Consider the following 24,896-nt stretch of genomic DNA (forward strand, 5'->3'; position numbering starts at 1 on the left):
TGGTCGGCGGCTCGGGCTGCGGCAAATCGACGCTGCTGAACATGATTGCCGGGCTGGAAACGGTGTCCGAAGGACAGATCATGATCGGCGACCGCTGCGTCAATGATGTAGCGCCAAAAGAGCGCGACATCGCCATGGTGTTCCAGTCCTACGCCCTGTATCCGACCATGACGGTGCGCGAGAACATTTCGTTCGGCCTGGGCATCCGCAAGGTACCGAAAGCGGAACAGAAACAGATCGTCGACCGCGTCGCCACCACCCTGCAGATCACCCACCTGCTGGACCGCAAGCCGGCCCTGCTGTCAGGCGGACAACGGCAGCGCGTCGCCATGGGCCGCGCCATCGCACGCGATCCGTCGCTGTTCCTGTTCGACGAACCGCTGTCCAACCTGGACGCCAAGCTGCGGGTGAGCACCCGATCGCAGATCGCGGCGCTGCAAAAGCGGCTCGGGACGACCACGGTATATGTCACCCATGACCAGGTCGAGGCAATGACCATGGGCCATCGGGTAGCGGTGCTCAAGGATGGCAAGTTGCAGCAGATCGCGGCTCCGCGTGAGCTTTACGACGATCCGGTGAATACATTTGTCGCCGGGTTCATCGGGTCGCCCGGGATGAATTTGCTCACCGCACCGGTGCGGGACGGGGCTGCCGAGTTGAACGATTTGCGGATTCCGGTGCCACACAGTGTGTCCGGCGATCAGGTTGTGGTGGGGATTCGCCCGGAATCGTGGGAAGTGACTACGGATCCGGAGAATTCGCTGGCCGTCGAAGTGGAGCTGCTCGAGGAGTTGGGGTCGGAATCATTCCTCTACTCGCACGGCGTGGATGACGAATGGTCCAGCCGCACCGGGAGAATCGTCGCTCGGGTGGATCGACGGTTTCAGGTTGCGCTGGGGGATAGGTTGCGACTTGCACCCAAGCAAGAAGAGGTGTTCTTTTTCGATGCGGTCAGCGAGCTTCGAGTTTGGTAAGGAATAGGAACAAATCGAGAATCTGAATATTGTTATATCACAACAGTATTCGCCTTTCCGGGTCTGTTCTCCGGCGGTAGAATAGAAGCATGAATCCGGGGGGAGAGACCACAATAGTATCGAGTGCACACGCACTCGATACGGCGGTGGAGTCCCTTCTGGACGCCTCCCTCCTGCCGTTGCTCGATGACGAATTCATCGCGGTGATGCGGGACGTCGAGACGAGTATGCGGAAGCTCGAAGCGGTCAAGCACCGCTTCGTCACCGAAACCTGCACCCGCTCTTTGCCCGCCCGCGCCGGATCAGCGTCACCGGTCAAGTTCCTGGAACAAACCCTGCGGTTGAGCCACGCCGATGCCGCCTCCCGGGTGAACGCCGCCAAGCAATTGAGCCCGCAACCCGCCCCCGGTGGGGAGCTGGACCCGGAGTTGGCGTATGTCGCGCAAGCCCAACGCGACGGGGACATTTCGGTTGATCACGTACGCCGGATCGCGCAGATCCTCAAGCGCATCCCCTGCGCCGCCGACCCGGGCCAGAAAGACCTGGCGCAGGACGTGCTGACCACCTACGCGCGCACCGGGAGCCCGGACAAGATCCTCGACCTCGGGGAAACCATCCTGGCGCACATCGATCCGGACGGCACCCTCACTCAGGACAAAGACCGTGAGCGCATGCGCGGGCTCACCCTCGGACGTAAAAGCGCCGATGGCATGTCCCCGTTGATCGGGGAATCACCCCACCGCCGCGGGAGGTGCTGGAGCCGTTGTTCGCGAAGTTCGCCCGCCCCGGCATGTGCAACCCCGACGACCCACACAGCCCGAAAGTCGCCGACCGCACCCTCGATGTGAAGAAACTGCACGCCGCCGCCGAACGCGACACCCGCACGGCCGCGCAACGCAATCATGATGCGCTGCTGGCACTGCGTTTCGAGATCGACCGCACCAAGCTCGGCTCGCACCGGGGGTTGCCTATCGAGGCGATCATCACCCTGCGCCTCGAGGACGTCGAACGCGGCACCGGCCACTACGAGCGGTCGCTCGGGCCGACCACGGAGGTCGCCTACAACGCCCTGCACTTTCGCCTCGGCCCTGCTATGCCCGAGACCGAACGGCTTACCGCGCAGCTCCGCCCGGAGGGCGCCGACATGTTCAGCCTCTGGGAGACGCTGACGCATGCCGACAATCCCCATTCGGGAAGTACCCCTCTAGGGCAGTGGCTGTGCTTGCTCCAGGATTGCATCCACCGTCTGTTCGACGGTGAGATCCGCACTGTCGAGCCACAATCCGATGCGCGGCGTGGTGGTGCGTAGTCCGGTGTCCAGGTCCGTGACGGTGAACGGCCCGTACGCCTTCTTGTCCCGGCCGGCTTCTCGCGCGGCGACCGCGTCGGGGCGCGGGGCCAGGACCACCACATACCTTGGGCGCGTGCGGATCCGGTCGACGAAGTACGGCAGGAAATCGCCCAGCACCACGTCCTGCACGACAGCGGTGAAGCCCTCGGCGGCGTAGGCGTCGGCAGTCTGCGCGGCCAGCCGGTGGCGCAGGCGCAACTGTTCGAGCGCCTGCTCCGGTGGCTCCGGGCGCATGTCCTCGCGGCCGTTCACCACAAAACGGCGGAAGGCGTCACCGCGCACATGCGCTGAGCGGGGCAGTCGCTCCGCCAGCGCCTGTGCGACAGTCGATTTCCCGGCGGCCTGGATGCCGGTGATCAGGTAGACGGCTGCGGTCACCAGATCTTCACGCGCTCTGCGGGATCCAGGTAGAGCTCGTCACCCGGCTTCACGTCGAAGGCCTCGTGGAAGCTGTCGAGGTTGCGGACGACGCCATTGCAGCGGAACTCCGGCGGGGAGTGCGGGTCGACGGCCAGGCGGCGGATGGCCTCCTCCTGGCGGGCCTTGGTGCGCCAGACCTGCGCCCAGCCGAAGAAGACGCGCTGCAAACCGGTGAGACCGTCGAGGGTGGGAGCTTCCTTGTCCTCCAGGGAGATCCGGTACGCCTCCAGGGCAATGGTCAGGCCGCCCAGGTCGCCGATGTTCTCGCCGATGGTGAACTCGCCGTTGACCTTGTGATCATCGGAGAGGTCCTTGGGGGAGAACTGGTTGTACTGATCGATGAGAGCCTTTGTGCGCTTACCGAATTCGCTGCGATCGGATTCGGTCCACCAGTCGATCATATTGCCGTCGCCGTCGTACTTCGAACCCTGATCGTCGAAGCCGTGACCGATCTCGTGGCCGATGACCGCACCGATACCACCGTAATTGGCGGCATCGTCCGCATTCATATCGAAGAACGGGGGCTGCAGAATGGCTGCGGGGAAGACGATTTCGTTCATGCCGGGGTTGTAGTAGGCATTGACCGTCTGCGGGGTCATGAACCATTCGGCGCGATCCACCGGGCCGCCGAGCTTGTCCAGGTCGCGGTCGTTCTCCGCGGCGTAACCCTGGCGGTAGTTGCCCACCAGATCGGCCGGGTCGACAACGATCGCCGAGTAGTCGCGCCACTCGTCCGGGTAGCCGATCTTCGGGGTGAACTTCTCCAGCTTGGTGAGTGCGGCCTGCCGGGTGTCGGCGCCCATCCACTCCAGATCGGAGATATTGCGGCGGTACGCCTCCTGCAGATTCTCCACCAGTTCGACCATGCGGGCCTTCGCGGCCGGCGGGAAGTGGCGCTCCACATACAGTTTGCCGACGGCCTCGCCCAGCAGTTCCTGCACCAGGGACACGCCGCGCTTCCAGCGCTCACGGTTCTCCGGGGCGCCGGTGAGGGTGCGGCCGTAGAAGTCGAAGCTCGCTTCGACCAGATCGTCGGTCAGGTAGGAGGCGCGGGCCTTCACCACCCGCCAGGCCGCCCACGCCTTCCAATCCTCCAGGGACTCCAGCGCCCAGGCCTGCGCGAAGGTGCGCAGGTAGTCCGGCTGGCGCACCACCAATTCGGCGAAGAGTTCACTACCCGAACGGTCGACGCCCTCGGCGAGGGCGGAAGTCCAGGCGGTCCAGTCGAATTCGGGGTGCTCGGCGGCGAGCGCGTCGAAAGTGGTGAGGTTGTAGCTCTTTTCGGCGTCGCGGCGGCGCACCACGTCCCAGTGCCCGGCGGCCAGCTTCTTCTCCAGCTCGAAGACGCGCTGCGCGTCGTAGTCCACACCGGCCAGCTCGAACATGCGGCGGATGTGCGCGACGTACTTGTCGCGGATCTCCGCGTACTCGTCCTTGTGGTAGTACGACTCGTCCGGCAGGCCGATGCCGGACTGGCTGGTGTGCACCAGGTAGCGGTTCGAATCCTTGTCGTCGGTGTCGACGTAGAAGGCGATCGGGCCACCGACGCCGTGGCGCTGCAGACGGCCGATGAGGGCGGCGAATTCGCTAGGATCGCTGACCTGGGCGACTGCGGCCAGCTCGTCCGCGATCGGGGTCAGACCGGCGGCCGCGATGGCGGCCTCGTCCATATAGCTGTTGTACAGGTCGCCGACCTTGCGGCCCTCGCTGCCGGGCGCGGCATCGGAGGCAGCCGCCTCCTGGATGATCTGCTGCACGTCCAGCTCCGCCTGGTCGTAGAGCTTGCGGAACGCACCGTCCACGGCCCTGTCCGACGGTATGTCGTATTTATCCAGCCATTCGCCATTGACGTGCGCGAACAGGTCGTCCTGCACCCGCACGCCCTCGTTACGGAAGGTCAGGTCGATACCGGAGGAGTTGTTCAGCTGCGAAGTCACGATGCTGAGTTTAATTGCCTCCGCTTCGCTCCGGCGGGTTCGCGGCCCTGTCACCCGGTTCTTCCCTCCTCCGCTCCTCCGCTTCGCTCCCCCGCTCCAAGGCACAGGCCTATGGAGCCGCAGTCCAGAACCGGGCGGGCCACGAACTTGGGGCGGGGGGTTACCCGGATTCACGCATTCAGCGCGATCCGGTCGAACTCGCCGTCGCGGACGCCGGCTACGAAGGCGGCCCATTCTCCAGGGGTGTAGACGAGGGAGATTTCACCGTGACGGAGGATGGCGCCGCCGTCGAGGGACGGGTGCGCGGTGAGGGGGGAGGGGTCGGTGGGATGGGACTGCACGGTGGCGAGGAAGGACATCCAGTCGGCGGCGGTGACGGTGATCACGGGCTCGGGTCGGCCGCAATGCGCCGGGTTTCGCCGGAACTTGCTGTCGCGGATGAGCACCGCATCACCATCGAAACGGACCTCTACACACTGATTTCCATTATTGGTTCGGGTAGAGGTGAACCAGTCGGTCGAATCCGGCCGAAACTGCGCGGTATTTAACATGGGCTGCATTTTACCGTCTCGCATGTGTCTCCTACCCTTGCGAATAACTCTTGATCATGTCCAAAGATTCTGCACGACTGAGAGATTGGTCGAGTGCACGCACAAATGCGAAACCCAGATCGCGAATCTGATCCGGATCCTCCACCGGCCCACCGAAAACCGCACTCTCGGCCCAGCCGAAGGTGGGCAGCGATTCCGAAGTGAAATCCAGCAGATGGAAACTGGCGCCGCCGAGCATGGCGCCCCGCGGGGCGGCGAACGGAATCACCCGCACCGTCAGCGAATCCAGGTCGTCGAGCAGCATGGCCAGGTGCTCGAGTTGCCCGCGCAGGACTTTCGGGCCGCCGATCTGCTGCAGCAGGGAGGCCTCGCCGATGACGGCGGTGAGCTCCAGGCGATCGGCGTCGCGCAGCCGCTCCTGCCGTCGCATGCGCACGGCCACAAGCTGTTCCACCTGCACGGGACGGATCATGACATCGGCGCTGATGAGCGCCCGGGTGTACTCCTCGATCTGCAGCAGGCCGGGGACCACGAGACTGTCGTAACTGCGGATGCTGTCGGCACCGAATTCCATACCGTAGTAGCGCTGCAACTCGGGGCCGATGAGCGCGGAAGCCTTTGCCCACCAGCCGCGTTCCTTGCTGGCGGCCAGCAGTTCGAGCAACTCCGCGTGCTCTTCGCCGTCCACCTCGAGCAGTGCCAGCACCGGTTCGATGGTGCTGGCGGTGAGGACCCTGCGGCCCTTTTCCACATGCGACCAATTGGCCGGCGTGAAGCCGACCCGCTTGGCGAAGGTCGCCGAATCGAAGCCGCGCTGCTCACGCAGCTCCCGTAGGCGGAGAACCAGCTCCCACCGAGCGACGGTGGGCGAGACGGGTGCCATGCCTGCTGATGCTACGCCTGAAACACACCGGCGTGTGACTATTGTCATACCGATTGCGGGAGAATAGGGTCGGTAGCAGGAGGTTCGCCATGAGCGCGCTGGACCCGTCCTCGTACACCGCCACCCAGGAGGCGCTGGCCCGTTGCCGGTGCTACCGCAAGGAGCACGGCCTCTACGGGATCGTCGATTCGGCGCTGGGCCGGATCATGCTCGAAATCGGTTCGGTCGGGGCCGTCACCATGCCTGCCGACTTCGGCGCGCAGGTGCGCGACCACCTGCGGGCCCGCCACCGCTGCGGGCCTGTCATCGGGCATCCGCGGTCCGGGCGGTGGACCTTTCTGACCGGGCCGACCGACGACTCCTACCTCGATATAGCCCTGTTCTCGGACCTGTTCCGGGACTGCGCGGCCGTCGCGCTGCCCGGTAGCCACATCGTGCTGCCGTCACCGACGGACGAGCACACCGGCTACCGATCCTGGGTTTGCCCGCCGGACAGCGACTTTCGGCCGGAGCTCGCGGAAGTCGTCGCCGCTACCCGCGAGTGCCGGCCCGTCCAGCACTGAGAACGGGCCTGATTCCAGGACCGAGCCCCGCCGCGATCAGTTCGTGGGAGCCGGAACGGGTGTCAGCGTGACGCTGTACTTGTCCTCGATCTTCTGATTCCAGTCCTGCTGGCACTGATCGATCTTGGACTGGTCGTTCTTCGCATCCCTGACGCAGGTGAGGAAGTCGCTGCCGCCGTTGTCCTTGAAGAAGTTCCAGCCGATCACCCCGACCACAATGGCGATGATGAGGCCGAGTAGGCCGAGGATGACACCGGTGAGGGCCATTCCACCGCCGCCGCTGGAACCATTGCGCGACTTCACCATGGCGATCACGCCGAGAATGAGAGCGAACAAGCCGAACCCGATGCCGCCGAGCACTGTCCACGAGCTGAGCAGCGCGAGAATGCCGAGGATCAGCGCGGTGATCGCCAGGCCCTTGCTCTTCGGGGACTCCTGCCAATACTGCGGGCCACCGGGCGGCGGATAACCGCCGGGCGGCTGGCCGGGGTACTGGCCGTAATTGCCGGGGGGCGGGTTATTGCCCGGAGGCGGGTACTGCGACATGGGCGGGCCCTTTCGTCGGTGCTGCTCCCGGTATCGCCGACAGGAGAACCGGCAAGGCGCGGGGAGGCGGAGCCGTAACGTGCCCGGTTCGCCGGAATTTAGTCTGTCAGGAGATGCTATTGCCCGCCCAGACGCGCGTGCATCTCCCACACCAAAATTTCCGACGGCAGGCTCGCGGTCACCCGCTGACCACCGCTGCGTGCCAGCCGCACCGCGTCACCCTCGTACAGGGTGCCGACACCCTCCACCTCGACCTCACCGCGCGCAATGAATACGTGCAGGTAAGGGGCTTCCGGCAACCGCACCTCCGGCGCCTCGCCAGGACCGGGCATCCGGGCCACGTGCAGCGCCGAATGACTGCTGCCGATACCGATGGCCGTCCGATCGCGATAACGCGGCAGGCCCGAGGCCACCGTCACCAGCGAGCCGCCGGACAGCTCGTCGTCGATCTCCAGCTGCTGATAGCCGGGATCCAGGCCGGGCTCGTCCGGAACCACCCACATCTGAACGAAATGCACCGGCTCGTCATGCTCGGGGCCGGCGCTGAATCGCCACGAATCGTTCTTCTCCGAATGCAGGATGCCCGCACCCGCACTCATCCGCTGCGCCAGACCGGGATAGATCACCCCGTTGTGCCCGAGCGAATCCTGATGCACCAGGCTGCCGCTCAGTACCCAGGTGATGATCTCCATATCGCGATGCGGATGCGTTTCGAATCCTTCACCGGGCAGCACGATGTCTTCGTTGTTCACGAGCAATAAGCCGTGATGGGTGTTGTCGGGATCGTAATGTTCCCCGAACGAGAACGAATGCTTCGAATCCAGCCACGCCACACGCGTTTTCATGCGGTCACCGCCACGATGGACATGGATCTGTGGTGTCGTGAGCGTGGACACCGCCGAACTCCTCTCACCGGCGAGCACCGATCGGAATCCAGAGTAGAGGCACATTCCGTGACCCAACCTGAACTCCCGGTAAATATTCTAACGTGAGAGCAACGCCGCTCTGCACGCCACCGACCAGGCACTTCGCTTATGCGAGATATCGAGCACCCCGCCGACGGGGTTCGATCGGCGACCGTATCATGATGTGCCGCAGCGAAACCGGAGGGAGACCAGGGGGATGCGACCCGACGTACTCGCGGGCATCGAACGCGAACTCCGACAACAGGCCAATGCCGAGGGGATCACCCACTTCGTGGTGGGCGTGGCCGTGTTCCGGAATGGAAAACTACTGGTCGTGCGGCGTGTCGCGGACGATTATCACGGCGGCATGTACGAACTCCCGGGTGGCGGCGTCGAATCCGGGGAGAGCTTCGCTGAATGCGTCGAACGAGAACTCTTCGAGGAGACAGGCCTGCGTATCCAGCGCATCACGGACGTACTCGGCGGATTCGACTACGCCACCCGCACCAAATCCCGAGTACGGAAATACAGCTTCGTAGTCGAGACCGAAGCCGGGGACGTGTTGCTCTCGCCCGGTGAACACGATCAATTCCAGTGGATCGACGCCGACAGTCTGGACAACCTGCCCATGGCGGACGATATGCGCGCCGCCGTTTTCGCGCTCGTCACCACGCACCCCGCCAGGTGAGCGAACCCGAGACTCGACACGCACAAGACAACACACCGGCGGAGACCCCGCGCCCCGCAGCCACACCCGGCCTTGCCGCCACCCCGCGCAAGGGCGTGCGCACCGCGCTGGCGTCCGCACGTGGCGCCCTGCGCGAGAGCCCGGGCGTGCTCCGGCTGAGCGCCGTGCGGCTCAGCGGGCAGTTCGGCGACGGCATGTTCCAGGCGGCGCTGTCCGGCGCGATTCTGTTCAATCCCGAGCGGGAGACGGATCCGCTGGCTATCGCGGGCGGATTCGCGGCGCTGCTGCTGCCGTATTCGATCATCGGGCCGTACGCGGGGGCGCTGCTCGACCGCTGGGATCGGCGCACGGTGCTGCTCATCGCCAATGTGCTGCGCGGAGTGCTCATCGCGCTCGCCGCGATCAGCCTGCTGAGCGGGATGCCGGATACGCCGATCCTGCTGCTCGCGCTGTCCGTGGTCGGGGTGTCGCGATTCGTCGGGGCGGGCGTGTCGGCATCCCTGCCGCGGGTGCTCGCACAGCAGCGGCTCGTGGCCATGAACTCGATCCTCGCGACGGTCGCCTCCGGCTGCGCCATTCTCGGAGCGGGAGTGGCCTTCGGGCTCATCACGGTGATCGGGGCGGGGGACTTCGCGTCCGCGGTGGCGGTCGCACTCAGTGCCTGTGGATCGATCGTCGGGGCGTGTGCCGCGGCCGGATTCCGGCGGCACGCACTCGGGCCCGATCCCGGCGCAGGCAGTGCTGAACCGAGCCGGGAGAGCTCGCTGCGGGCCATTGCGGCGGGTTTGCGATCCGGGGCCACCGCGGCCTGGCGGTCGCGGGAAGTCACCACGGCCATGATCGGCATCGGCGCGCACCGCATGGTGTTCGGCGCCGACACGCTGCTGATGGTGCTGGTGCTCAGGCGCGGCGCGGGGACCGGGCATCACATTGCGAAATTCAGTGCGGCCATCACCGCGACCGGGGCCGGCATGCTGGTCGCAGCTGTGGTTGCGCCGGTGCTCATTCCGCGGCTCGGGCGGGCGCGCACGATCGTGGCGGGGCTGCTCACCGCCATTGTCGTGCAGCTCACGCTGGTCACCCCCATCACCCTCGCGACCGGGACGGATGAGCGGCGGGCCGAACTGCTGCTGCTGGCGGCGGCGTTCCTGCTCGGACTCGCGGGGCAGACCATCAAACTCACCGGCGACGCGGCCATGCAGATCGAGATCGACGATCTGCACCGCGGGCAGGTATTCGCCTTGCAGGACACAATCTTCAATATCACCTATGTGGTGGCATTGGCGGGCACCGCGCTGTGGATTCCGGCGGACGGCCGGTCACCGGCCGTAGTGATCGCCGCGGCCGGGGTGTACTGCTGTGGGATTGCCGCCATAGCGCTAATATCGGCTCGATCACAACCGGCCGACAACCGGTTTCGCTGAGCTCGGGCCATGGCCCGGCGGGTTACGGTGGGGGCCATTCGATCTCGCCCGGCCCGGACGAGGAGACACACACCGCATGGGATTCCGTCCGACCGATGTCCTGATCCTGTCCGGTGCGCTGACCGTGGGTGCGATCCTGCTCCCCGCCGCGCCCGCCGGTGCGACGGAGCCATGGGCGCCGCCGCCCATGAACATCTGCGGGGAAACAGGATTCGACCCACTGGCGCGGGAGTCCAAACCGGATACCGCACAGCCGCAACCCGATCCGACCATTCGCATCCAGGTGCCGGTACCGCAGCTCACCACGGTGCCGGTGCCCGGGCCCAAGCCGGACAAAACCCGGATCGACCCGGTCGCGCTGCCGGAGGATCCGTGCGCCGCGCCCTGCCCGGATATTCGCAGCAGCCCCAAGCCGGCGGAAACCACACCGCCGGAGGGCAATCCGACCGGTGAGCCCGCCACCCCCGGCGGGCCCGACGCCTCCAGCAGCGCACCGCCGACCACTCCGAACGCCGGCGGCGACGGACCGCGCCCGGCGCCACAGATCGAACTGCAGCCGGACACCGAACCCATCCCGATTCCGGTACCGGGTGGCGAACCGCCCGAACCGCAGGCCCCGCCGGCCGTGGATGTGCAGCCGCCCGCCGCCGCACCCGTGGCCGCGGCGGTCACCCCGCGCGATGTGAAATCGGTGCAGCTGGTCAATCAGATCACCGGGCACGGTTCGGTCAACCGCACCGATACCCGCTGGTCGGTGGACGGCACCGACCTCGGCCTGATCTGGGAGAACAAGCCCGGCCAGGTGGCGGTCGTCTTCGGAGACACCTTCGGCAAGGGCTGGAGCCCCATCGGCGCGGGCACCGGCGACCAGGACTGGCGCAGCAACACCATCGCCTACAGCAGCAATCACGATCTCGCAGGCGGGCTGATCCTCGATAATTTCGCCCAGGACAGCCGCTGCCACGCCGCCGAGATCCTGGACAGCCGCAAGATCAAGAACTTCGAGATCACCACCATTCCGACCTCCGGCTTCGCCGTCGGCGACCGGCAGTACATGACCTATATGTCGGTCAATCGGTGGAGCAAGATCCCGGGCATGTGGTGGACCAACAACGGCGGCATCGCCTGGTCCGACGACAATGGCAGCACCTGGACCAAATCCCAATGGGCCCGCTGGGACAACCTGTTCGGGCTCGGGCGCTTCCAGGTCGCGACCATGGTGCCGCACGGCGACTACGTCTACATGTTCGGAACACCCAACGGGCGCATGGGCGTCATCGGCCTCGCCCGCGTGCCCGCGACGCAGGTGCTGAACAAGACCGCCTACCAGTACTGGGTCGACGGGAACTGGGTCGCCGCCGACGGGGCCAACGAATTGCTCGCCACCCCAATTGTTTCCGGCACCGCCAGCGAACTGTCGCTGCGCTACGACCAGGACACCGGGCAGTGGCAGATGGTGTACCTGGACCTGCAGCGGCATCAGATCGTGCTGCGGACCGCCGCGGAACCGCAAGGGACATGGACGGATCCGGTCAAGCTCATCGATATCGACGACTATCCGACGGCGTACGGCGGCTTCATGCATCCGTGGTCGACCGGTAAGGATCTGTACTTCACCATGTCGGCCTGGAACAGCTACAACGTGTACCTCATGCACGCGTCACTGAAGTGATCCGGCGGAAGCGCAGCGCCTGACCGGGCCGGGCCTGTGCCACCGCGTCCACATCGGCGTCGACCACCACGCCGATCACCGGATAGCCGCCGGTGATCGGATGATCGGCCAGGAAAACCACCGGCTGGCCGCTCGGCGGGACCTGGATCGAACCCAGAGCCATACCCTCCGTGGGTAATTCGCCGGAATTGGCGCGTTGTAAGACAGGACCCGTACGGCGGTCCAGGCGGGTGCCCACGCGGTCGGTATCGGAGGATACGGTCCATTCGCCTTCGAACAGTGCGGGCACATTCGCGAACCAGTCGTCACGCGGGCCGGGCAGCACCCGGATCGTCAACCGGCCCGCGCGCGGGGGCACTACCGGAGCCACATCCACGATCGGATGGACACGTGGCGGGATGCCCACGGGCAGTTGATCTCCCGGCCGCAGGGGCTCGGGGCCGATACCCGACAGGGTGTCCCGGCTTCGCGAACCGAGCACGAGTGGGACGTCGATGCCGCCGCGCACTGCCACGTAGCTGCGCAGGCCCGACAATGCCCAGCCCAGCCGAAGCCGCTGCCCCTCTTCGATTTCCAGCACACTCGCCGCACCCATCGGACGGCCGTCCACAGTCGCCGGCGCGGACGCACCGGTCACCGCCACCGTGAGATGGCGTTGCGCGAGCAACTCCAGACCACCGAACAATGCCTCGATTCCGGCTGCGCCCTCCGGATTTCCGACCAGTCGGTTCGCCAACCGCAGGGAGGCGCGATCCGCCGCGCCCGCGATACCGACACCGGAATCGAACCAGCCGGGACGACCCAGATCCTGGATGGTCGCCAGCGGGCCGACCCGCTCGACCCGGATCACGGAAGATCACCACTACCAGCAGGATTCGAGCGCCGGTGTGCACTACGGAGCAGCACGCCGCTACACATGGACACCGGGTCCCGGCGAAACTCGCAGACAGACAGGCCGATCCACATCCTCATCCACGCTCCTCGACGTCCACGAACTGCACTCGGGCGCCGGCACGGACTACCGCGGGCGGATCACGATCTACATCCCACATCGACAGGTCCGTCGTGCCGATGAGCTGCCAGCCGCCGGGACTGCGGCGCGGGTACACCGCCGAATAGCCGCCCGCCAATGCGACCGCACCGCGCGGAATGGCGGTGCGGGACTGGGTGCGGCGGGGGACCGTCAGGCGGCCGTCGGGGGATTCGAGGTAGCCGAAGCCGGGGGCGAATCCCACGAAGGCGCAACGCCATACGATGCCGGTGTGCTCGGCGATCACCTCGGCCGGAGTCAGACCCAGCAGGCGCGCGACATCGGGCAGATCCGCACCGTCGTAGCGGACGGGAATCTCGACAGGTTCATCCCGGAAGCCATCACCACCCACCGCATCGTCCGGACGATCCGCAGCATCCGGCAACCAGCCGGGAAGCCGGCGCGCGCCCGCCGCCACCCGCGCCTCGGATTCCAGGCGTGTCAGCAGCGAATTCAACTGCTGCCGCACCGCTTCCGCAGCGGCGGGAGAGGACAGCGTCACCAGTACGGTCGCCGCGGCGGGCAGCACATCCACCACACCCGCAGGCCGCGCGCGCAGGGCCACCACCAGTTCCGCAATCATGCCGTGCTGTGGCGGAATCACCAGCAGCGCACAATCACCCGCCGAGCGAACCTCACCGGAGAGCGACACGGACTCCGAATCAGTCATGACGGGCCTCTCGCGCGAAGTCCTCCACTGTAATACCGTCTGCGTCCACAGCAGCCCGAATGCGCGGGCCGTCTCCATGACGACGAGCAGTCGCCGTGCATGTAGCAGGCCACCGGTCGGGGTCGGCAGTAGTCATCACATGACCCTCACGCAAGGGCCTGCAAAGGAATGCCGCTTTCGTCACGAGCAGCGCGGATGCGACGGACCGGACTTTTTCCGTCCTCGAGAAGTCGACCCGTGCGTAGCAGGCAACAAGTTGGTTCGGGTCGGCAGTGGTCATGGCCGGCCTCTCATGCGAAGGCCTGCAAGGGAATGCCGTCCTCGTCGAAAGCAGCGCGGATGCGGCGGGCCATTTCTACGGCGGCGGGGGAGTCGCCGTGGACGCAGATGCTGGCGGCGGAGACGGGCACGGTGCTGCCGTCCACGGTGCGGGCCTTGCCGGTGCGGGCAATCGAAAGGGCCTGGGCGACTGCCTCGTCCGCGTGCAGGACGGCGCCGGGGAGGCCGCGGGGGGCGAGCAGGCCGTCGGGGGTGTAGGCGCGGTCGGCGAAACCCTCACCGGAGAAGGGGGTTCCGGCTGCTTGCGCGGCCTGCTCCATTTCGGTGCCTGCCGGGCCCAATAGGGCCAGGCGGGAATCGAATTCGCGCATAGCCGCGACGATCGCGTCCGCCAGGGCACGGTCCACGGCGGCGGCGTGGTAGAGCGCGCCGTGCGGTTTCACATAGCGGACCCGGTCACCGGCGGCGCGGGCGAAAGCGTCGAGACTGCCTATTTGGTAGAGGGTTTCGTCGCGCAGCGCGGCGGCGGGGACGGCGAGGGCGCGGCGGCCGAAACCCGCAAGGTCCCGGTAGCCGACGTGTGCGCCGATGCGGACACCCCCCTCGACGGCGAGCGCACAGGTGCGGCGCATGATCGACGGGTCGCCGGCGTGGAAGCCACACGCGATATTGGCGCTGGTGACCACCTCGAGCATGGCGGCGTCGTCACCCATGCGGTACGCGCCGAAACCCTCGCCCAGATCGCTGTTCAGGTCCACCGTCATGGGTCCGATTGTAGAAGTGACTCGAGTCACTTCGGAGAATCCGGAGATGTCACCACCGGCCAGTACGCTCGAAAAATCATGGCCACCTATTTCGATCCGAAGGCCTGGTCACCTTTGCGGGCGGTGGACCTGGGCATGGACCTGGGGAAACGCCTGTTCGACCAGACCTGGGTCGATCAGTGGGCGAGCTTTACCACCGCCTGGATCGAACCTGTCACCGACTTCGGGGTCGGGACCGTCACCGCGCTCATGCCCGATGTGCTCATGACACTGCTGTCCGAAGGCATTCTCAGCCAGTTCGGCGGGCAGGAGGTGAGCGCCACCTTCCTCGGGCACGATCTGCGGGCCACGCTGCACACGCTCAAGGTGCGGCGGCGCGGCGCGAATTTCCAGACCAAAACCGTTCTCACCGGGCTTTATTGGAATCAGCATCCGGTCGAGGAACTGACCGTCATCGCACACGGGGTGCGGCTGGTGCCGGGGGTGCCGACCAAACTGCGGGCGCAGCAGCTCGACGTCACCGGGGTGATTTCCCTTGCGGCGCTGCTGGAATGGTTGAACAGCTGGCAGCGGGACTGGGAATTGTCGCCCGCGCCTGACGGGCTCATTCTGGCGCGGCATCGGCGCAGGCGGGTACGCGCGCTCGTCGATGCGGATATCACCGACAATGTTCTGACGATCGCCGTGCAGAGCGCGCATTGGCGTGGGATGCGCGCGCCGCGGCGGATGACGATGCTGAAGCCGATTCCGCTGTCGGACTTGCCTAGTAAGGCGCGGATCGTCAGCACGCAGCGGGTGGGGGAGCACGTCTGCTTCGCCGCCGACCTACCCGGATTGACGGGGTCGTTCGACCTGGCACAGATCCGGTCGGCGATTGTCGCCGGGACCACGCTGATCATCTTCTGACCGCATAACGAGGGCCTTCGGCCGAGCCGGGCGTTCAGGACTGCGTCTGCCACCATTCGACCAGCGCCGCCTCGGCGTCCTCACGGGGGAGGGGGCCGCGGTCCAGGCGGAGTTCCTTGAGGAACTTCCAGGCCTTGCCGACGTCGGGGCCGGGCTGGATGCCGAGCAACTCCATGATGGCGTTGCCGTCCAGGTCGGGGCGGACACGGTCGAGATCCTCCTGCTCCTGGAGGACGACGATGCGGGCTTCCAGGTCGTCGTAGGTGGAGCGGAGCAGAGCGGCTCGGCGCTTGTTGCGGGTCGTGCAGTCGGCGCGAACCAGTTTGTGCAGGCGGGGGAGCAGTTCGGCGCCGTCGGTGACGTAGCGGCGCACCGCCGAATCGGTCCACTGGCCCTTGCCGTAACCGTGGAAGCGCAGGTGCAGGTAGACCAGGCGCGCGACATCCTCGGTGAACTGCTTCGGATACTTCAAGGCGCGCATGCGCTTTCGCACCATTTTCGCGCCCACCACCTCGTGGTGGTGGAAGCTCACGCCGCCGCCCGCCTCGTTCTTCTTGGTGGGCGGCTTGCCGATGTCGTGCAGCAGCGCGGCCCAGCGCAGCACCAGGTCCGGATCGCCCTGCTCCTGGTCGATGGCCTGGCGCAGCACGGTCAGCGAATGCTCGTAGACGTCCTTGTGCTGGTGGTGCTCGTCGATCTCCAGCTTCATGGCGGGCAGTTCGGGCAGCACCCGCTCCGCCAGACCGGTCTCGACCATGATGTCGATGCCCTCGGTCGGATGATCGCCGCCGATCAGCTTGTCCAGCTCGGTGTGCACCCGCTCGGCGGTGATGCGGTCGATCTCCGGGGCCATCTCGACAATGGCGTCCCGCACGCGCGGCGCCAGCCGGAAACCCAGCTGCGAGACGAACCGGGCGCCCCGCAGCATGCGCAGCGGATCGTCCTGGAACGAATCCTGCGGCAGCGCAGGCGTATCGAGCACACCCTCGAGCAGATCCGCCATACCGTTCAGCGGATCCACGAACTCCAGCTCACCGAGTTCGCCGATGCGCACGGCCATGGCATTCACCCGGAAATCACGGCGCACCAGATCGGCCTCGAGCGTATCGCCGAAGGTCACCTCCGGATTGCGCGAGACCCGGTCGTAGTTGTCGGCGCGGAACGTGGTGATCTCCAGCTGCTGCCCGGACTTGGACGCACTCACCGTGCCGAACGCCAGCCCGCCGGTATCCCACAGGTGGTCGGCCCAGCCGCGCATCAACTCCTGCACCACGTCGGGCCGGGCATCGGTGGTGAAATCCAGATCGGTCCCCAACCGGCCCAGCACGGCGTCACGCACCGTGCCACCCACCAGATACAGCTCATGACCGTGCTGGGCGAACAACTCACCCAGCGGGGTCAGAACCTCCGACAGCCGTCCCACGGTGATCGCCGCCGAGGCCAGCAATCGGGTACGACGATCCACGCTGCTTGCTTCCTCGGACTTCGGCGAAACCACGAAATCCGAGCTTAGTGGACTAAGCAAGTCCTTATTATCCCGGCGCTGCTGCGAATCCTGCGGCCCGTATCAAAGGTAACGACTGATTTCGTACCGTCGGGGTAACTCACCGGGTACGGGCTAACGCAACCAACTATCTCACCGCCAGCCCGCGACGCTAGGTGCGCGGCACCTGGCAACCGGCAGAAGTCTCGGGGAGGCGGGATATGCTGGCGCGGTGTCTCCGGCCGATCGCGCGAACAGTCGACGCCGCCAGCCCCGGCGCCGTGGTTCGGCCGGTAGTGCGGCGAAACCTCGCATGCGCACGGTTCGGGAGACCTCCGCCGGTGGACTCGTCGTCGACGGGTTGGACGGTCCCAGCGAGAAGCGCTGTGCCGCACTGATCGGTCGCACCGATCGGCGCGGGAGATTGCTGTGGTCGCTACCCAAGGGACACATCGAAGAGGGCGAAACCGCCGAACAGACTGCGATCCGCGAGGTCGCCGAGGAGACCGGCATCAATGGCAGCGTGGTCGCCGAACTGGGCAGCATCGACTACTGGTTCGTCACCGAGGGCCGGCGGGTACACAAGACCGTGCACCACTATCTGATGCGATTTCTCGACGGCGAACTGTCCGATGCCGACGTGGAGGTCACCAAGGTGGCCTGGGTTCCCTTGAGCGAACTCGATTCCCGGCTCGCCTACGCTGACGAACGGAGGCTGGCGGAGGTCGCGAACCGGCTGATCGACCGGATGGAGAACGGCAGACAATGACGCGTGCGGGGTCTGGGCGTCCTGGGCAAGACACCGCGGCGCTGCACCGCTGGATCCTGTCGTTCGTCGCGGTGGTGGTTGCCGTGCTGACGGTATGTCCGTCCGCTGCGACGGCACAGCCGTCCGGCAGCGGCTCCGGTGCGGCGCCGACCGGACCGAAATTCCTGAAACTGTCCCTTGATTCGGTGACGCCGACGGCGATCACCGCCAGTAGCGACCCCTATTTCGTGGTGTCCGGCACCATCACCAATATCGGTGACCGGCCGGTCGACGATGTCAGCGTGCGGATTCAGCGCGCCGCCGCCGTCACCAACCCGAGTGGGTTGCGGTCGACGCTGCGCCTGGACCAGAACAGCTATGACGTCGCGGGCGAATTCCAGGATGTCGCAGACCGTTTGGACACCGGACAGCGAAAGCAGTTCAGCCTCACCGTCGCCCTGCACTCGGCGGCCGAATTACCCAGCGGGATCTCCTCGATCGATATCAGCGCGCCCGGCATCTATCCGCTGCTGCTGAACGTCAACGGCGCACCCAGCTACGGCGGTCAGGCGCGACTCGACGACGCCCGCTTCCTGCTGCCCGTGCTCGGCGTGCCCATCGCCACCCCCGACCCGATGAAACGCACTGTCACACCGACCGTTCCGGCCGTCCCGGACGCGCCGCCGGTCGCCACCACCATGCTGTGGCCGCTGGCCGACCGGCCTCGCCTGGTCGCCGGCGCGACGGGCTCCGTACAGGGCGAAGCCCTGCTCACCGATGACGATCTGGCGTCCTCGCTCGCCAGCGGCGGGCGACTCGACCAATTGCTGTCCGCGCTGGAAACCGCGCTCAAACCCGATGGCGGGCACGACCACAAACTCACCAGCGCACTGTGCCTGGCCATCGATCCGGACCTGCTGCTCACCGTCTCCGATATGACGGACGACTACCGGGTGCTGGCCAGTCCCTCCGATCCGGACGGCACCACCCGGGCCGGCACCGGCGCGCACGCCGCCAAGGCCTGGCTGGACCGGCTGCGCACGCTCGCACCCTCGATGTGCGTGGTGGCGCTGCCGTTCGCGCAGGTCGACCCCACCGCGCTGGCTCAGGTCGGGGACGAGACCCTCTCGGATCGGGCCCTCAACGCACCTGCCGACCTGGTGGATTCGCTGCTGTCGGTGAAATCCGTACGCGGCGTGGCCCTGCCGGATTCCGGAACCCTCGACGCCGACGGCGCGGGCCTGCTCGCACACCACGGCTACACCACCGCCGTGCTCGCCGACAATGCCGTGGCGGCCTCCGACGGGCGCAGCAATATCTCCAGCGCCAAAAGCCCGAGCGGCGCAATCGAATCGGTGAATCCGGACATGGTGCGGCTGTCGGGGATCACCCTGCCCACCGCCGGCGATGTGCCCAACGGCCCCGAACTGCATGCCGCCACCTTCGATATCTGGTCGGCCACCGCACTCGCCGCCATCGGCTCGCATCCGCCGACACCGCCGTTCACCCCGGACCGGGTCCGCTACGACGTCACCAACGACTCCCGCGCCGCCCGGCTGCAGGACGCACTCGGCGCGGTCTCCTGGACGGCGCTGAACCCGCAGGCCGGACGGCCACGGTCCGCGGTGCTCATGCCGCCGCAGCAGTGGGGCGCGAACCGGGACGAGGCCACCGCGCTGCTCGGACAGCTCGACCTGCTCTTCCGCAACAATCTGGCCGCACCGCGCTCGTTCGCCGAACTGCTGGCGCAGCAACCGGATCCGCAGCCGTACGACCTCGACTACCTGCCCGCCGCCGCGGACGAGGCCGTGCCCGACCACTTCGCCGAACCGGTCCGGCAGCAGGCGCACAACATCACCGAGCTCATGGGCGCCCTGGTCGACCAGCCGCAGCAGGAACTCACCCCGCGCACCTTCCTCACCCCGCTGCGTGACGACCTCATCCGGGTGCTGACCACCTCCGACCGGCGCGCCGGCGCCGCCGCGGCCGACACCACCGCACAGCGCCGCCTCGACCAGACCGCGCGCACCATCGACGACCTGTTCCATTCGGTGACCGTGCTGCCACCCGGCGGCGTCTACACCCTCGCCTCCGAACAGAGCCCGCTGCTGCTGGTCGCCCGCAACGATCTGCCGGTCGCCATCCGCATCAAATTCCGCATCGACGCACCCACCGAGACAAATATCAAAGACATCGGCGAACAACAGCTCCCGGCCAAGGGCACCCGGTCCTTCCAGATCCCGACCGAAGTGTCCGACAGCCGAAACCTGGTGATACCCATCGCGCTTACCACACCCGACGGGACCCCGCTCGGCAATGCCGTATCGGTATCCGTGCGGTCCAACGCCTACGGTCGAGTGTTGGCGATAATTACCGCGTGCGCCGGAGCACTGCTGCTCCTGCTGGCAGGTCGCCGGCTCTGGCACCGCTTCCGCGGGCAGTCGGATCCGGCGGACGAAGGCTTCGATCCGGAGAGACGACGCCGGGTGAACAAGTACCTGCGCGCGCGGAAACGCAAGCTGCGAGACGAGAACCAGGAGGCACGGTGAGCGAGTACGGCGGACCGCGCTCGACCGGCCGACCCGACGGCAGTGACGGCCCGCCCGCGCGCCGGGCACCGTCGGCGCCCTGGGAGCGTGGTGCGCCCGCACCGCAGCGCCCGGCACCGCAGGGTCCGCATCCGGCACCGCAGGGTCCGCGTCCGGTACCACAGGGACCGCGCAGTGGCGGCTTTCCGCCGGTGCCACAGGGAAATCCGCCGGGGGCACCCCGTCGTCCGCTACCCGGTCAACCGTCCGGTCCGCTGCCGGTGCGGGGACCGCGCCCGGGCGAATCCGGGCCCATCATGCAGCGGCCACCCGCACCCGGACAGCCGCCGCGACAGCCGCAACCGCCGCGCCCGGCGGGGCCCCCGCGCGGAAACGCCTACGTTCCCGAAGAAGACCGATACCACTGGGGACACGGCAACCCGGCCGATCCCAATCGGGCTCCCGGAATCGGGCCACGGCCCACCCCGCGCGACGGAATGCGCTACCCGGAGTCGAATCCGGTGCCGCGGCACTCGCAACCTGTGCCCCTGCAGTCGCGCGGCGGGCCGACGACGCGGGAACAGCAGCAGGTCGAGAAGGCCGAGAACTCGAACGCCCGATTGGTCCGGGACTCCGGATCCATCGCCATCGCGACCCTGGTCAGCCGCATCACCGGCTTCGGCAAACAGCTGCTGCTGCTGACCGTGCTCGGGCCGGCCATCGCCAGCGCCTTCACCGTCGCCAGCACCATCCCGACCATGATCTCCGAACTGCTGCTCGGCGCGGTCCTCACCGCCATCGTGGTGCCCACCCTGGTGCGCGCCGAGAAAGAGGACCCCGACGGCGGCAGCGCCTTCGTCCGGCGGCTGTTCACCGCCGCAATGACCGTGCTGGGTATCGGCACCACTCTGGCCCTCGTACTCGCACCCGTACTGACCACCCACGTCTTTCTCTCGAACGACGGCAAGGTCAATACCGCGCTCACCACCGCACTGACCTTCCTGCTGCTGCCCGCCGTGTTCTTCTACGGCACCTCGGCGCTGATGATGGCCATCCTGAATACCCACGGTGTGTTCAAACCCGGTGCGTGGGCGCCGGTATTGAACAACCTCGTGGTCCTCACGGTTCTCATCGCCTACCGGCTCACACCCGGTGAGATCAGCCTGAATCCCGTCCGCATGGGCGATACGAAACTGCTGGTCCTCGGCATCGGCGTGACCGTCGGCGTCGCGGTCCAGGTGATCAGCCTGATGCCCGCCATCCGCCGCGAAGGCATCGACCTGCGACCGCTGTGGGGCGTGGACGCCCGGCTCAGGCAGTTCGGCGGCATGGCCGGGGCGATCATGCTGTACGTGCTGATCAGCCAGATCGGCTGGACCTTCGCGACCCGCGTCTCCTCACACGTCGATGTCGCCGGTCCCGCCATCTACCAAAATGCCTGGCTGCTCCTGCAATTGCCGTACGGCGTACTCGGCGTGACGCTGCTGACCGCGATCATGCCGCGGTTGAGCCGCAATGCCGCCGCCGACGACACACCCGCCGTGGTCGACGATCTCGGCACCGCCACCCGGCTCACCATGATCGCGCTCATCCCGGTCGTCACCTTCCTGACCTTCGCCGGACCGCAGATCGGCCGCGCCCTCTACGGCTACGGGCACTTCGGGCCCGGCCAGGCCGGACGCCTCGGCGAGGCCGTCTCCTGGTCCGCGTTCACGCTGATCCCGTACGCGCTGGTACTGATCCACCTGCGCGTGTTCTACGCCCGCGAGCAGGCCTGGACGCCGACCTGGATCATCCTCGGCATCACCAGCGTGAAGATCGCGCTGTCGGCGCTCGCGCCGGTCGTCGTCGACGAACGCCACGTGGTGATCGCGCTCGGTGTCGCCAACGGCCTCGGCTTCGTCTCCGGCGCCGTCATCGGTGGCTGGCTGCTGCACCGCAGCCTCGGCGATCTGCGCATGGCCAATGTCGGGCACACCATCACCCGGGTGGTGGGGGCCTCGCTGGCCGGTGGTGTGGTCATGTGGACCGCCGACAAAGTCATAGGACTGCACCGGCTTTCGGAGTCGTTCGGCGGCATCGGATCACTCGTCCGCGTCGCGCTCACGGCAATCATCATGTTCGGCGTCGCCTTCGGCCTCATGCGGCTGGCCGGGATCCCCGAAATCGTCGCCATCACGGTGGCGATCTCGCGGCGCCTCGGCTTCACCCCGCCCGCGCCGGACATGGATCTCGACGGCGGGCCGATCGACGGCATCCACGCAACAACGCTGCTCCCGAAGCCGGATCTGCGCGCCGCGCCGTACTACTACCGGTTCGACCCATACCTCGACGCGCAGACGATGGTGCTGCCCGTTATCCGACCCGATGCGGTTGACATCACCGGCAAGGGTGAGTTCCCGTACCCTGTTCGGCAGAGAAGCGCAAGCGCCGCATCCGGTGTTCCAGACGACTATGAGAGGCCGGATGAGGGCTCTCGCGCGGCCTCGGACGACGGCGTCTACCAGGCACCGGGTTCGGCCCAGACACATCGGTCTCCGACATACCAGGGCGAAGGAGGAACCAGGGTGAGCGACGACGCGGTGAGCGGCGTCCCGGCCGCCGAATCCGCAGCGGCCGCGGGCGGTGGGCTCTCCACGGATGCGCCCCCGACTCCGGACAAGAAGATCGGAAAGCAGAGCGGCAAAGCCGATTCCGCCGACCGATCTTCCGGACGCGGCGACCGAGGCGAACCGGACGACCTACCGGACGAAGGTGGCGCAGGCCCCGAAACCGGTGTCTACGAGGCGATCTCTCCTCAGATGCCGCCCATGCGGGTGGAGGCGACCAAGCGTATTCAGCGCGGTCCCAAACTGCTGCCCGGCGCCTCCGTCGCGGGCGGCCGCTACCGGTTGCTCGCCGGCCACGGCGGTGCGCGCGGCCTGAAGTTCTGGCAGGCACTGGATGTGAAGCTCGACCGCGAGGTCGCGCTCACCTTCGTCGACGCCGACCAGCAGGCCGCCGAGAATTCCGGACACGATGGGCCGCAGGCGATCCTGTCCCGCACCCTGAGACTCGGGCGCATCAACTCGCCCGGCCTCGCCCGCGTGCTCGACGTGGTCCGCGGCTCCTCCGGCGGCATCGTCGTCGCCGAATGGACGCCCGGCCGCTCGCTCAAGGAGATGGCGGACACCGTGCCGTCCCCGATAGGAGCGGCGCGCGCCATCCGGGCGCTCGCGGCGGCAGCCGAACTCGCACACCGCGGCGGCGGCTCGCTGTCCATCGATCACCCGGATCGGGTGCGCATCAGCGCTTCCGGTGACGCGGTGCTCGCCTTCCCCGGCACCCTCGGTGATTCCGACGCGCAATCGGACGTCCGCGGGCTCGGGGCCATGCTGTACGCGCTCATCACGGCGCACTGGCCGATTCGCGTCGGCGGCGTCACCGGCACCGCGGCGACCATCGGCGGACTGCCGCTGGCCGATTTCGGGCCGGACGGAACTCCGGTGGAGCCCAGGACCATTCGGCCCGAGGTGCCCTTCGAGATCTCCGCGGTCGCGGTGCGCTCGCTGGAATCCAATAAGGGTGTACGCACCGCCGCCACCGTCCAGCACGTGCTGGAGCAGGCGTCGGTCGTCGACCAGAAGACCGACCTCATCCCGGTGCTGCGCCTGGGCCAGCGGCCGCCCTCGGCACCGGACGAGACCCTGGCCGATCCGGAACTGCTCGCCGCCGAGAAGGAACGCTCGCAGCGGATGATGTGGATCCTGGTCGGACTCGGCGTGCTGGCCTCGCTGGTGGTCGGCGTCATCATCTGGTGGCTGCTGAGCGTGTTCGCGCCCGGCAGTTCCGAAGCGCCGCTGAACGAACAGCGCAATATCGGTCTCACCACGTCCAGCCCGATACCCACCTCACCGGGTGCTCCCGCGCCGACCGGCGCTGCGGCGCAGGGTGTTCCGGTACCGGTCACCGGCGCCATGGTGTTCTCGCCCGAGGGCACCCCGGACGGTGTGGGCAGCATCGGGGCCGTGCTGGACAACAACCCCGTCACCGTGTGGCGGACCGACGCGTACTTCCAGCAGTTCCCCGCCCTCAAGAAGGGGGTGGGGATCATGACGACGCTCGGCAGCCCCAGCAAGCTCACCAAGGTGATCATCGATTCGCCGACACCGGGAACCGTGGTCGAGATCCGCACCTCGCCCACGGCCGCGCCGACCCTCGATCAGACCCAGCTCATCGGGTCGGCGACGCTCGGCAACGGGACCACCGAGATCGCGGTGCAGGCCGACCAGCCCGCCCGCTACGTGCTGGTGTGGATCACCGCGCTCGCTCAGAACGGTGGGCAATACCAGACGTCCATCGGTGAAGTGCGCTACGAGGCCGCGCCCTAGTTCCGAGGCCGTGCCGTGACCTCCGGCCTCGGAACCAGCGTGTCCGGTTCGCCCGAAAAAGCCCGCTAGCTGCGCTTTTATTGCCCAAACCATTGCTACCGAATCGTTATCTTCGATATGATCTTGCGTACTCTCTGCAGGTTTCAGGAGTTGCAGGTTCAGGAGTTGCATTGTCAACTGCGAAGCAATACGAGGTAGCGACCG

General features: G+C 67.0%; 19 protein-coding genes and 1 pseudogene. 10 read left to right on the top strand and 10 right to left on the bottom strand.

Going from position 1 to position 24,896, the window contains the following annotated elements; translation table 11 throughout:
- A partial coding sequence (locus JWN03_RS05565; RefSeq protein ID WP_297610672.1) for an ABC transporter ATP-binding protein occupies positions 1-974 on the top strand: 974 nt, incomplete at its 5' end.
- A 227-nt stretch (positions 975-1,201) separates the two neighbouring features.
- Positions 1,202-2,283 (top strand): annotated as a pseudogene (locus tag JWN03_RS05570) (DUF222 domain-containing protein).
- On the opposite strand, the gene JWN03_RS05575 reads toward JWN03_RS05570, so the two are convergent.
- The 4 genes from JWN03_RS05575 to JWN03_RS05590 all read right to left on the bottom strand — a co-directional run bounded on the left by JWN03_RS05575 (position 2,179) and on the right by JWN03_RS05590 (position 6,116).
- Positions 2,179-2,703, bottom strand: a complete 525-nt coding sequence (locus JWN03_RS05575) for an AAA family ATPase (RefSeq protein WP_297610675.1) — start codon at positions 2,701-2,703, stop codon at positions 2,179-2,181. The pseudogene JWN03_RS05570 and the gene JWN03_RS05575 sit on opposite strands and share 105 nt — an antisense overlap.
- A complete protein-coding gene (locus JWN03_RS05580; RefSeq protein WP_297610678.1) occupies positions 2,700-4,682 on the bottom strand; it encodes a M13 family metallopeptidase in 1,983 nt (660 codons plus the stop codon). Before JWN03_RS05580 ends, JWN03_RS05575 begins: the two co-directional genes overlap by 4 nt.
- A 170-nt stretch (positions 4,683-4,852) precedes the next feature.
- Positions 4,853-5,257, bottom strand: coding sequence for a DUF397 domain-containing protein (locus tag JWN03_RS05585; RefSeq protein WP_297610681.1), 405 nt, complete (start codon positions 5,255-5,257; stop codon positions 4,853-4,855).
- Positions 5,258-5,264: 7 nt separating this feature from the next.
- Positions 5,265-6,116, bottom strand: coding sequence for a Scr1 family TA system antitoxin-like transcriptional regulator (locus JWN03_RS05590; protein ID WP_297610685.1), 852 nt, complete (start codon positions 6,114-6,116; stop codon positions 5,265-5,267).
- Between the two features lie 89 nt (positions 6,117-6,205).
- On the opposite strand from JWN03_RS05590, the gene JWN03_RS05595 reads away from it, so the two are divergent.
- Positions 6,206-6,679: a hypothetical protein gene (locus tag JWN03_RS05595; RefSeq protein WP_297610687.1), complete on the top strand. Its 474-nt coding sequence runs from the start codon at positions 6,206-6,208 to the stop codon at positions 6,677-6,679.
- Positions 6,680-6,715: 36 nt separating this feature from the next.
- Here the strand turns inward: JWN03_RS05595 and JWN03_RS05600 are convergent, their stop codons facing one another.
- Entirely contained in the window at positions 6,716-7,225 is a 510-nt protein-coding gene (locus JWN03_RS05600) for a DUF4190 domain-containing protein (protein ID WP_297610690.1), read from the bottom strand.
- 116 nt (positions 7,226-7,341) lie between these two features.
- Positions 7,342-8,121, bottom strand: coding sequence for a pirin family protein (locus tag JWN03_RS05605; protein WP_297610692.1), 780 nt, complete (start codon positions 8,119-8,121; stop codon positions 7,342-7,344).
- A 226-nt stretch (positions 8,122-8,347) separates the two neighbouring features.
- Between JWN03_RS05605 and JWN03_RS05610 the strand changes: the two genes are divergently transcribed.
- From JWN03_RS05610 to JWN03_RS05620, 3 genes are all read left to right on the top strand, one after another.
- On the top strand, positions 8,348-8,818 hold the full coding sequence (locus tag JWN03_RS05610) for an NUDIX hydrolase (protein WP_297610695.1): 471 nt from the start codon (positions 8,348-8,350) through the stop codon (positions 8,816-8,818).
- Positions 8,819-8,913: 95 nt separating this feature from the next.
- On the top strand, positions 8,914-10,242 hold the full coding sequence (locus JWN03_RS05615; protein ID WP_297611115.1) for an MFS transporter: 1,329 nt from the start codon (positions 8,914-8,916) through the stop codon (positions 10,240-10,242).
- 76 nt (positions 10,243-10,318) lie between these two features.
- Complete coding sequence (locus JWN03_RS05620) at positions 10,319-11,914, top strand: DUF4185 domain-containing protein (protein WP_297610698.1); 1,596 nt, start codon at positions 10,319-10,321, stop codon at positions 11,912-11,914.
- Here the strand turns inward: JWN03_RS05620 and JWN03_RS05625 are convergent.
- The 3 genes from JWN03_RS05625 to JWN03_RS05635 all read right to left on the bottom strand — a co-directional run bounded on the left by JWN03_RS05625 (position 11,892) and on the right by JWN03_RS05635 (position 14,657).
- Entirely contained in the window at positions 11,892-12,764 is an 873-nt protein-coding gene (locus tag JWN03_RS05625) for a biotin-dependent carboxyltransferase family protein (RefSeq protein WP_297610700.1), read from the bottom strand. The two genes, JWN03_RS05620 and JWN03_RS05625, sit on opposite strands and share 23 nt — an antisense overlap.
- 118 nt (positions 12,765-12,882) lie before the next feature.
- Complete coding sequence (locus JWN03_RS05630) at positions 12,883-13,614, bottom strand: 5-oxoprolinase subunit B family protein (RefSeq protein ID WP_297610702.1); 732 nt, start codon at positions 13,612-13,614, stop codon at positions 12,883-12,885.
- A gap of 290 nt (positions 13,615-13,904) precedes the next feature.
- Positions 13,905-14,657, bottom strand: a complete 753-nt coding sequence (locus tag JWN03_RS05635; protein WP_297610705.1) for a LamB/YcsF family protein — start codon at positions 14,655-14,657, stop codon at positions 13,905-13,907.
- Positions 14,658-14,735: 78 nt separating this feature from the next.
- Between JWN03_RS05635 and JWN03_RS05640 the strand changes: the two genes are divergently transcribed.
- Positions 14,736-15,563, top strand: coding sequence for a hypothetical protein (locus JWN03_RS05640; RefSeq protein WP_297610708.1), 828 nt, complete (start codon positions 14,736-14,738; stop codon positions 15,561-15,563).
- A gap of 34 nt (positions 15,564-15,597) precedes the next feature.
- Here JWN03_RS05640 and JWN03_RS05645 read toward each other — a convergent pair whose 3' ends face one another.
- A complete protein-coding gene (locus JWN03_RS05645) occupies positions 15,598-17,061 on the bottom strand; it encodes a CCA tRNA nucleotidyltransferase (protein ID WP_297610711.1) in 1,464 nt (487 codons plus the stop codon).
- A gap of 217 nt (positions 17,062-17,278) precedes the next feature.
- Between JWN03_RS05645 and JWN03_RS05650 the strand changes: the two genes are divergently transcribed.
- The 3 genes from JWN03_RS05650 (at position 17,279) to murJ (ending at position 24,692) form a co-directional block, all read left to right on the top strand.
- Positions 17,279-17,815 carry an NUDIX hydrolase gene (locus JWN03_RS05650; RefSeq protein WP_366914366.1) on the top strand — a complete coding sequence of 179 codons (537 nt, stop codon included), beginning with the start codon at positions 17,279-17,281 and terminating at the stop codon, positions 17,813-17,815.
- On the top strand, positions 17,812-20,343 hold the full coding sequence (locus tag JWN03_RS05655; protein ID WP_297610714.1) for a DUF6049 family protein: 2,532 nt from the start codon (positions 17,812-17,814) through the stop codon (positions 20,341-20,343). Before JWN03_RS05650 ends, JWN03_RS05655 begins: the two co-directional genes overlap by 4 nt.
- A 476-nt stretch (positions 20,344-20,819) precedes the next feature.
- On the top strand, positions 20,820-24,692 hold the full coding sequence (gene murJ, locus JWN03_RS05660; protein WP_297611118.1) for a murein biosynthesis integral membrane protein MurJ: 3,873 nt from the start codon (positions 20,820-20,822) through the stop codon (positions 24,690-24,692).
- The last annotated feature ends 204 nt before the right edge of the window (positions 24,693-24,896 follow it).

This window comes from Nocardia sp. (genome assembly GCF_025465275.1).
Lineage (GTDB): Bacteria > Actinomycetota > Actinomycetes > Mycobacteriales > Mycobacteriaceae > Nocardia.

Bases quoted from the DNA above. Each gene is read 5' to 3' on its own strand.
- JWN03_RS05585 (WP_297610681.1), bottom strand. From the start codon at position 5,257: ATGCGAGACGGTAAAATGCAGCCCATGTTAAATACCGCGCAGTTTCGG.
- JWN03_RS05590 (WP_297610685.1), bottom strand. From the start codon at position 6,116: ATGGCACCCGTCTCGCCCACCGTCGCTCGGTGGGAGCTGGTTCTCCGC.
- JWN03_RS05595 (WP_297610687.1), top strand. From the start codon at position 6,206: ATGAGCGCGCTGGACCCGTCCTCGTACACCGCCACCCAGGAGGCGCTG.
- JWN03_RS05600 (WP_297610690.1), bottom strand. From the start codon at position 7,225: ATGTCGCAGTACCCGCCTCCGGGCAATAACCCGCCCCCCGGCAATTAC.
- JWN03_RS05610 (WP_297610695.1), top strand. From the start codon at position 8,348: ATGCGACCCGACGTACTCGCGGGCATCGAACGCGAACTCCGACAACAG.
- JWN03_RS05620 (WP_297610698.1), top strand. From the start codon at position 10,319: ATGGGATTCCGTCCGACCGATGTCCTGATCCTGTCCGGTGCGCTGACC.
- JWN03_RS05630 (WP_297610702.1), bottom strand. From the start codon at position 13,614: ATGACTGATTCGGAGTCCGTGTCGCTCTCCGGTGAGGTTCGCTCGGCG.
- JWN03_RS05635 (WP_297610705.1), bottom strand. From the start codon at position 14,657: ATGACGGTGGACCTGAACAGCGATCTGGGCGAGGGTTTCGGCGCGTAC.
- JWN03_RS05640 (WP_297610708.1), top strand. From the start codon at position 14,736: ATGGCCACCTATTTCGATCCGAAGGCCTGGTCACCTTTGCGGGCGGTG.
- JWN03_RS05655 (WP_297610714.1), top strand. From the start codon at position 17,812: ATGACGCGTGCGGGGTCTGGGCGTCCTGGGCAAGACACCGCGGCGCTG.
- murJ (WP_297611118.1), top strand. From the start codon at position 20,820: ATGCGCTACCCGGAGTCGAATCCGGTGCCGCGGCACTCGCAACCTGTG.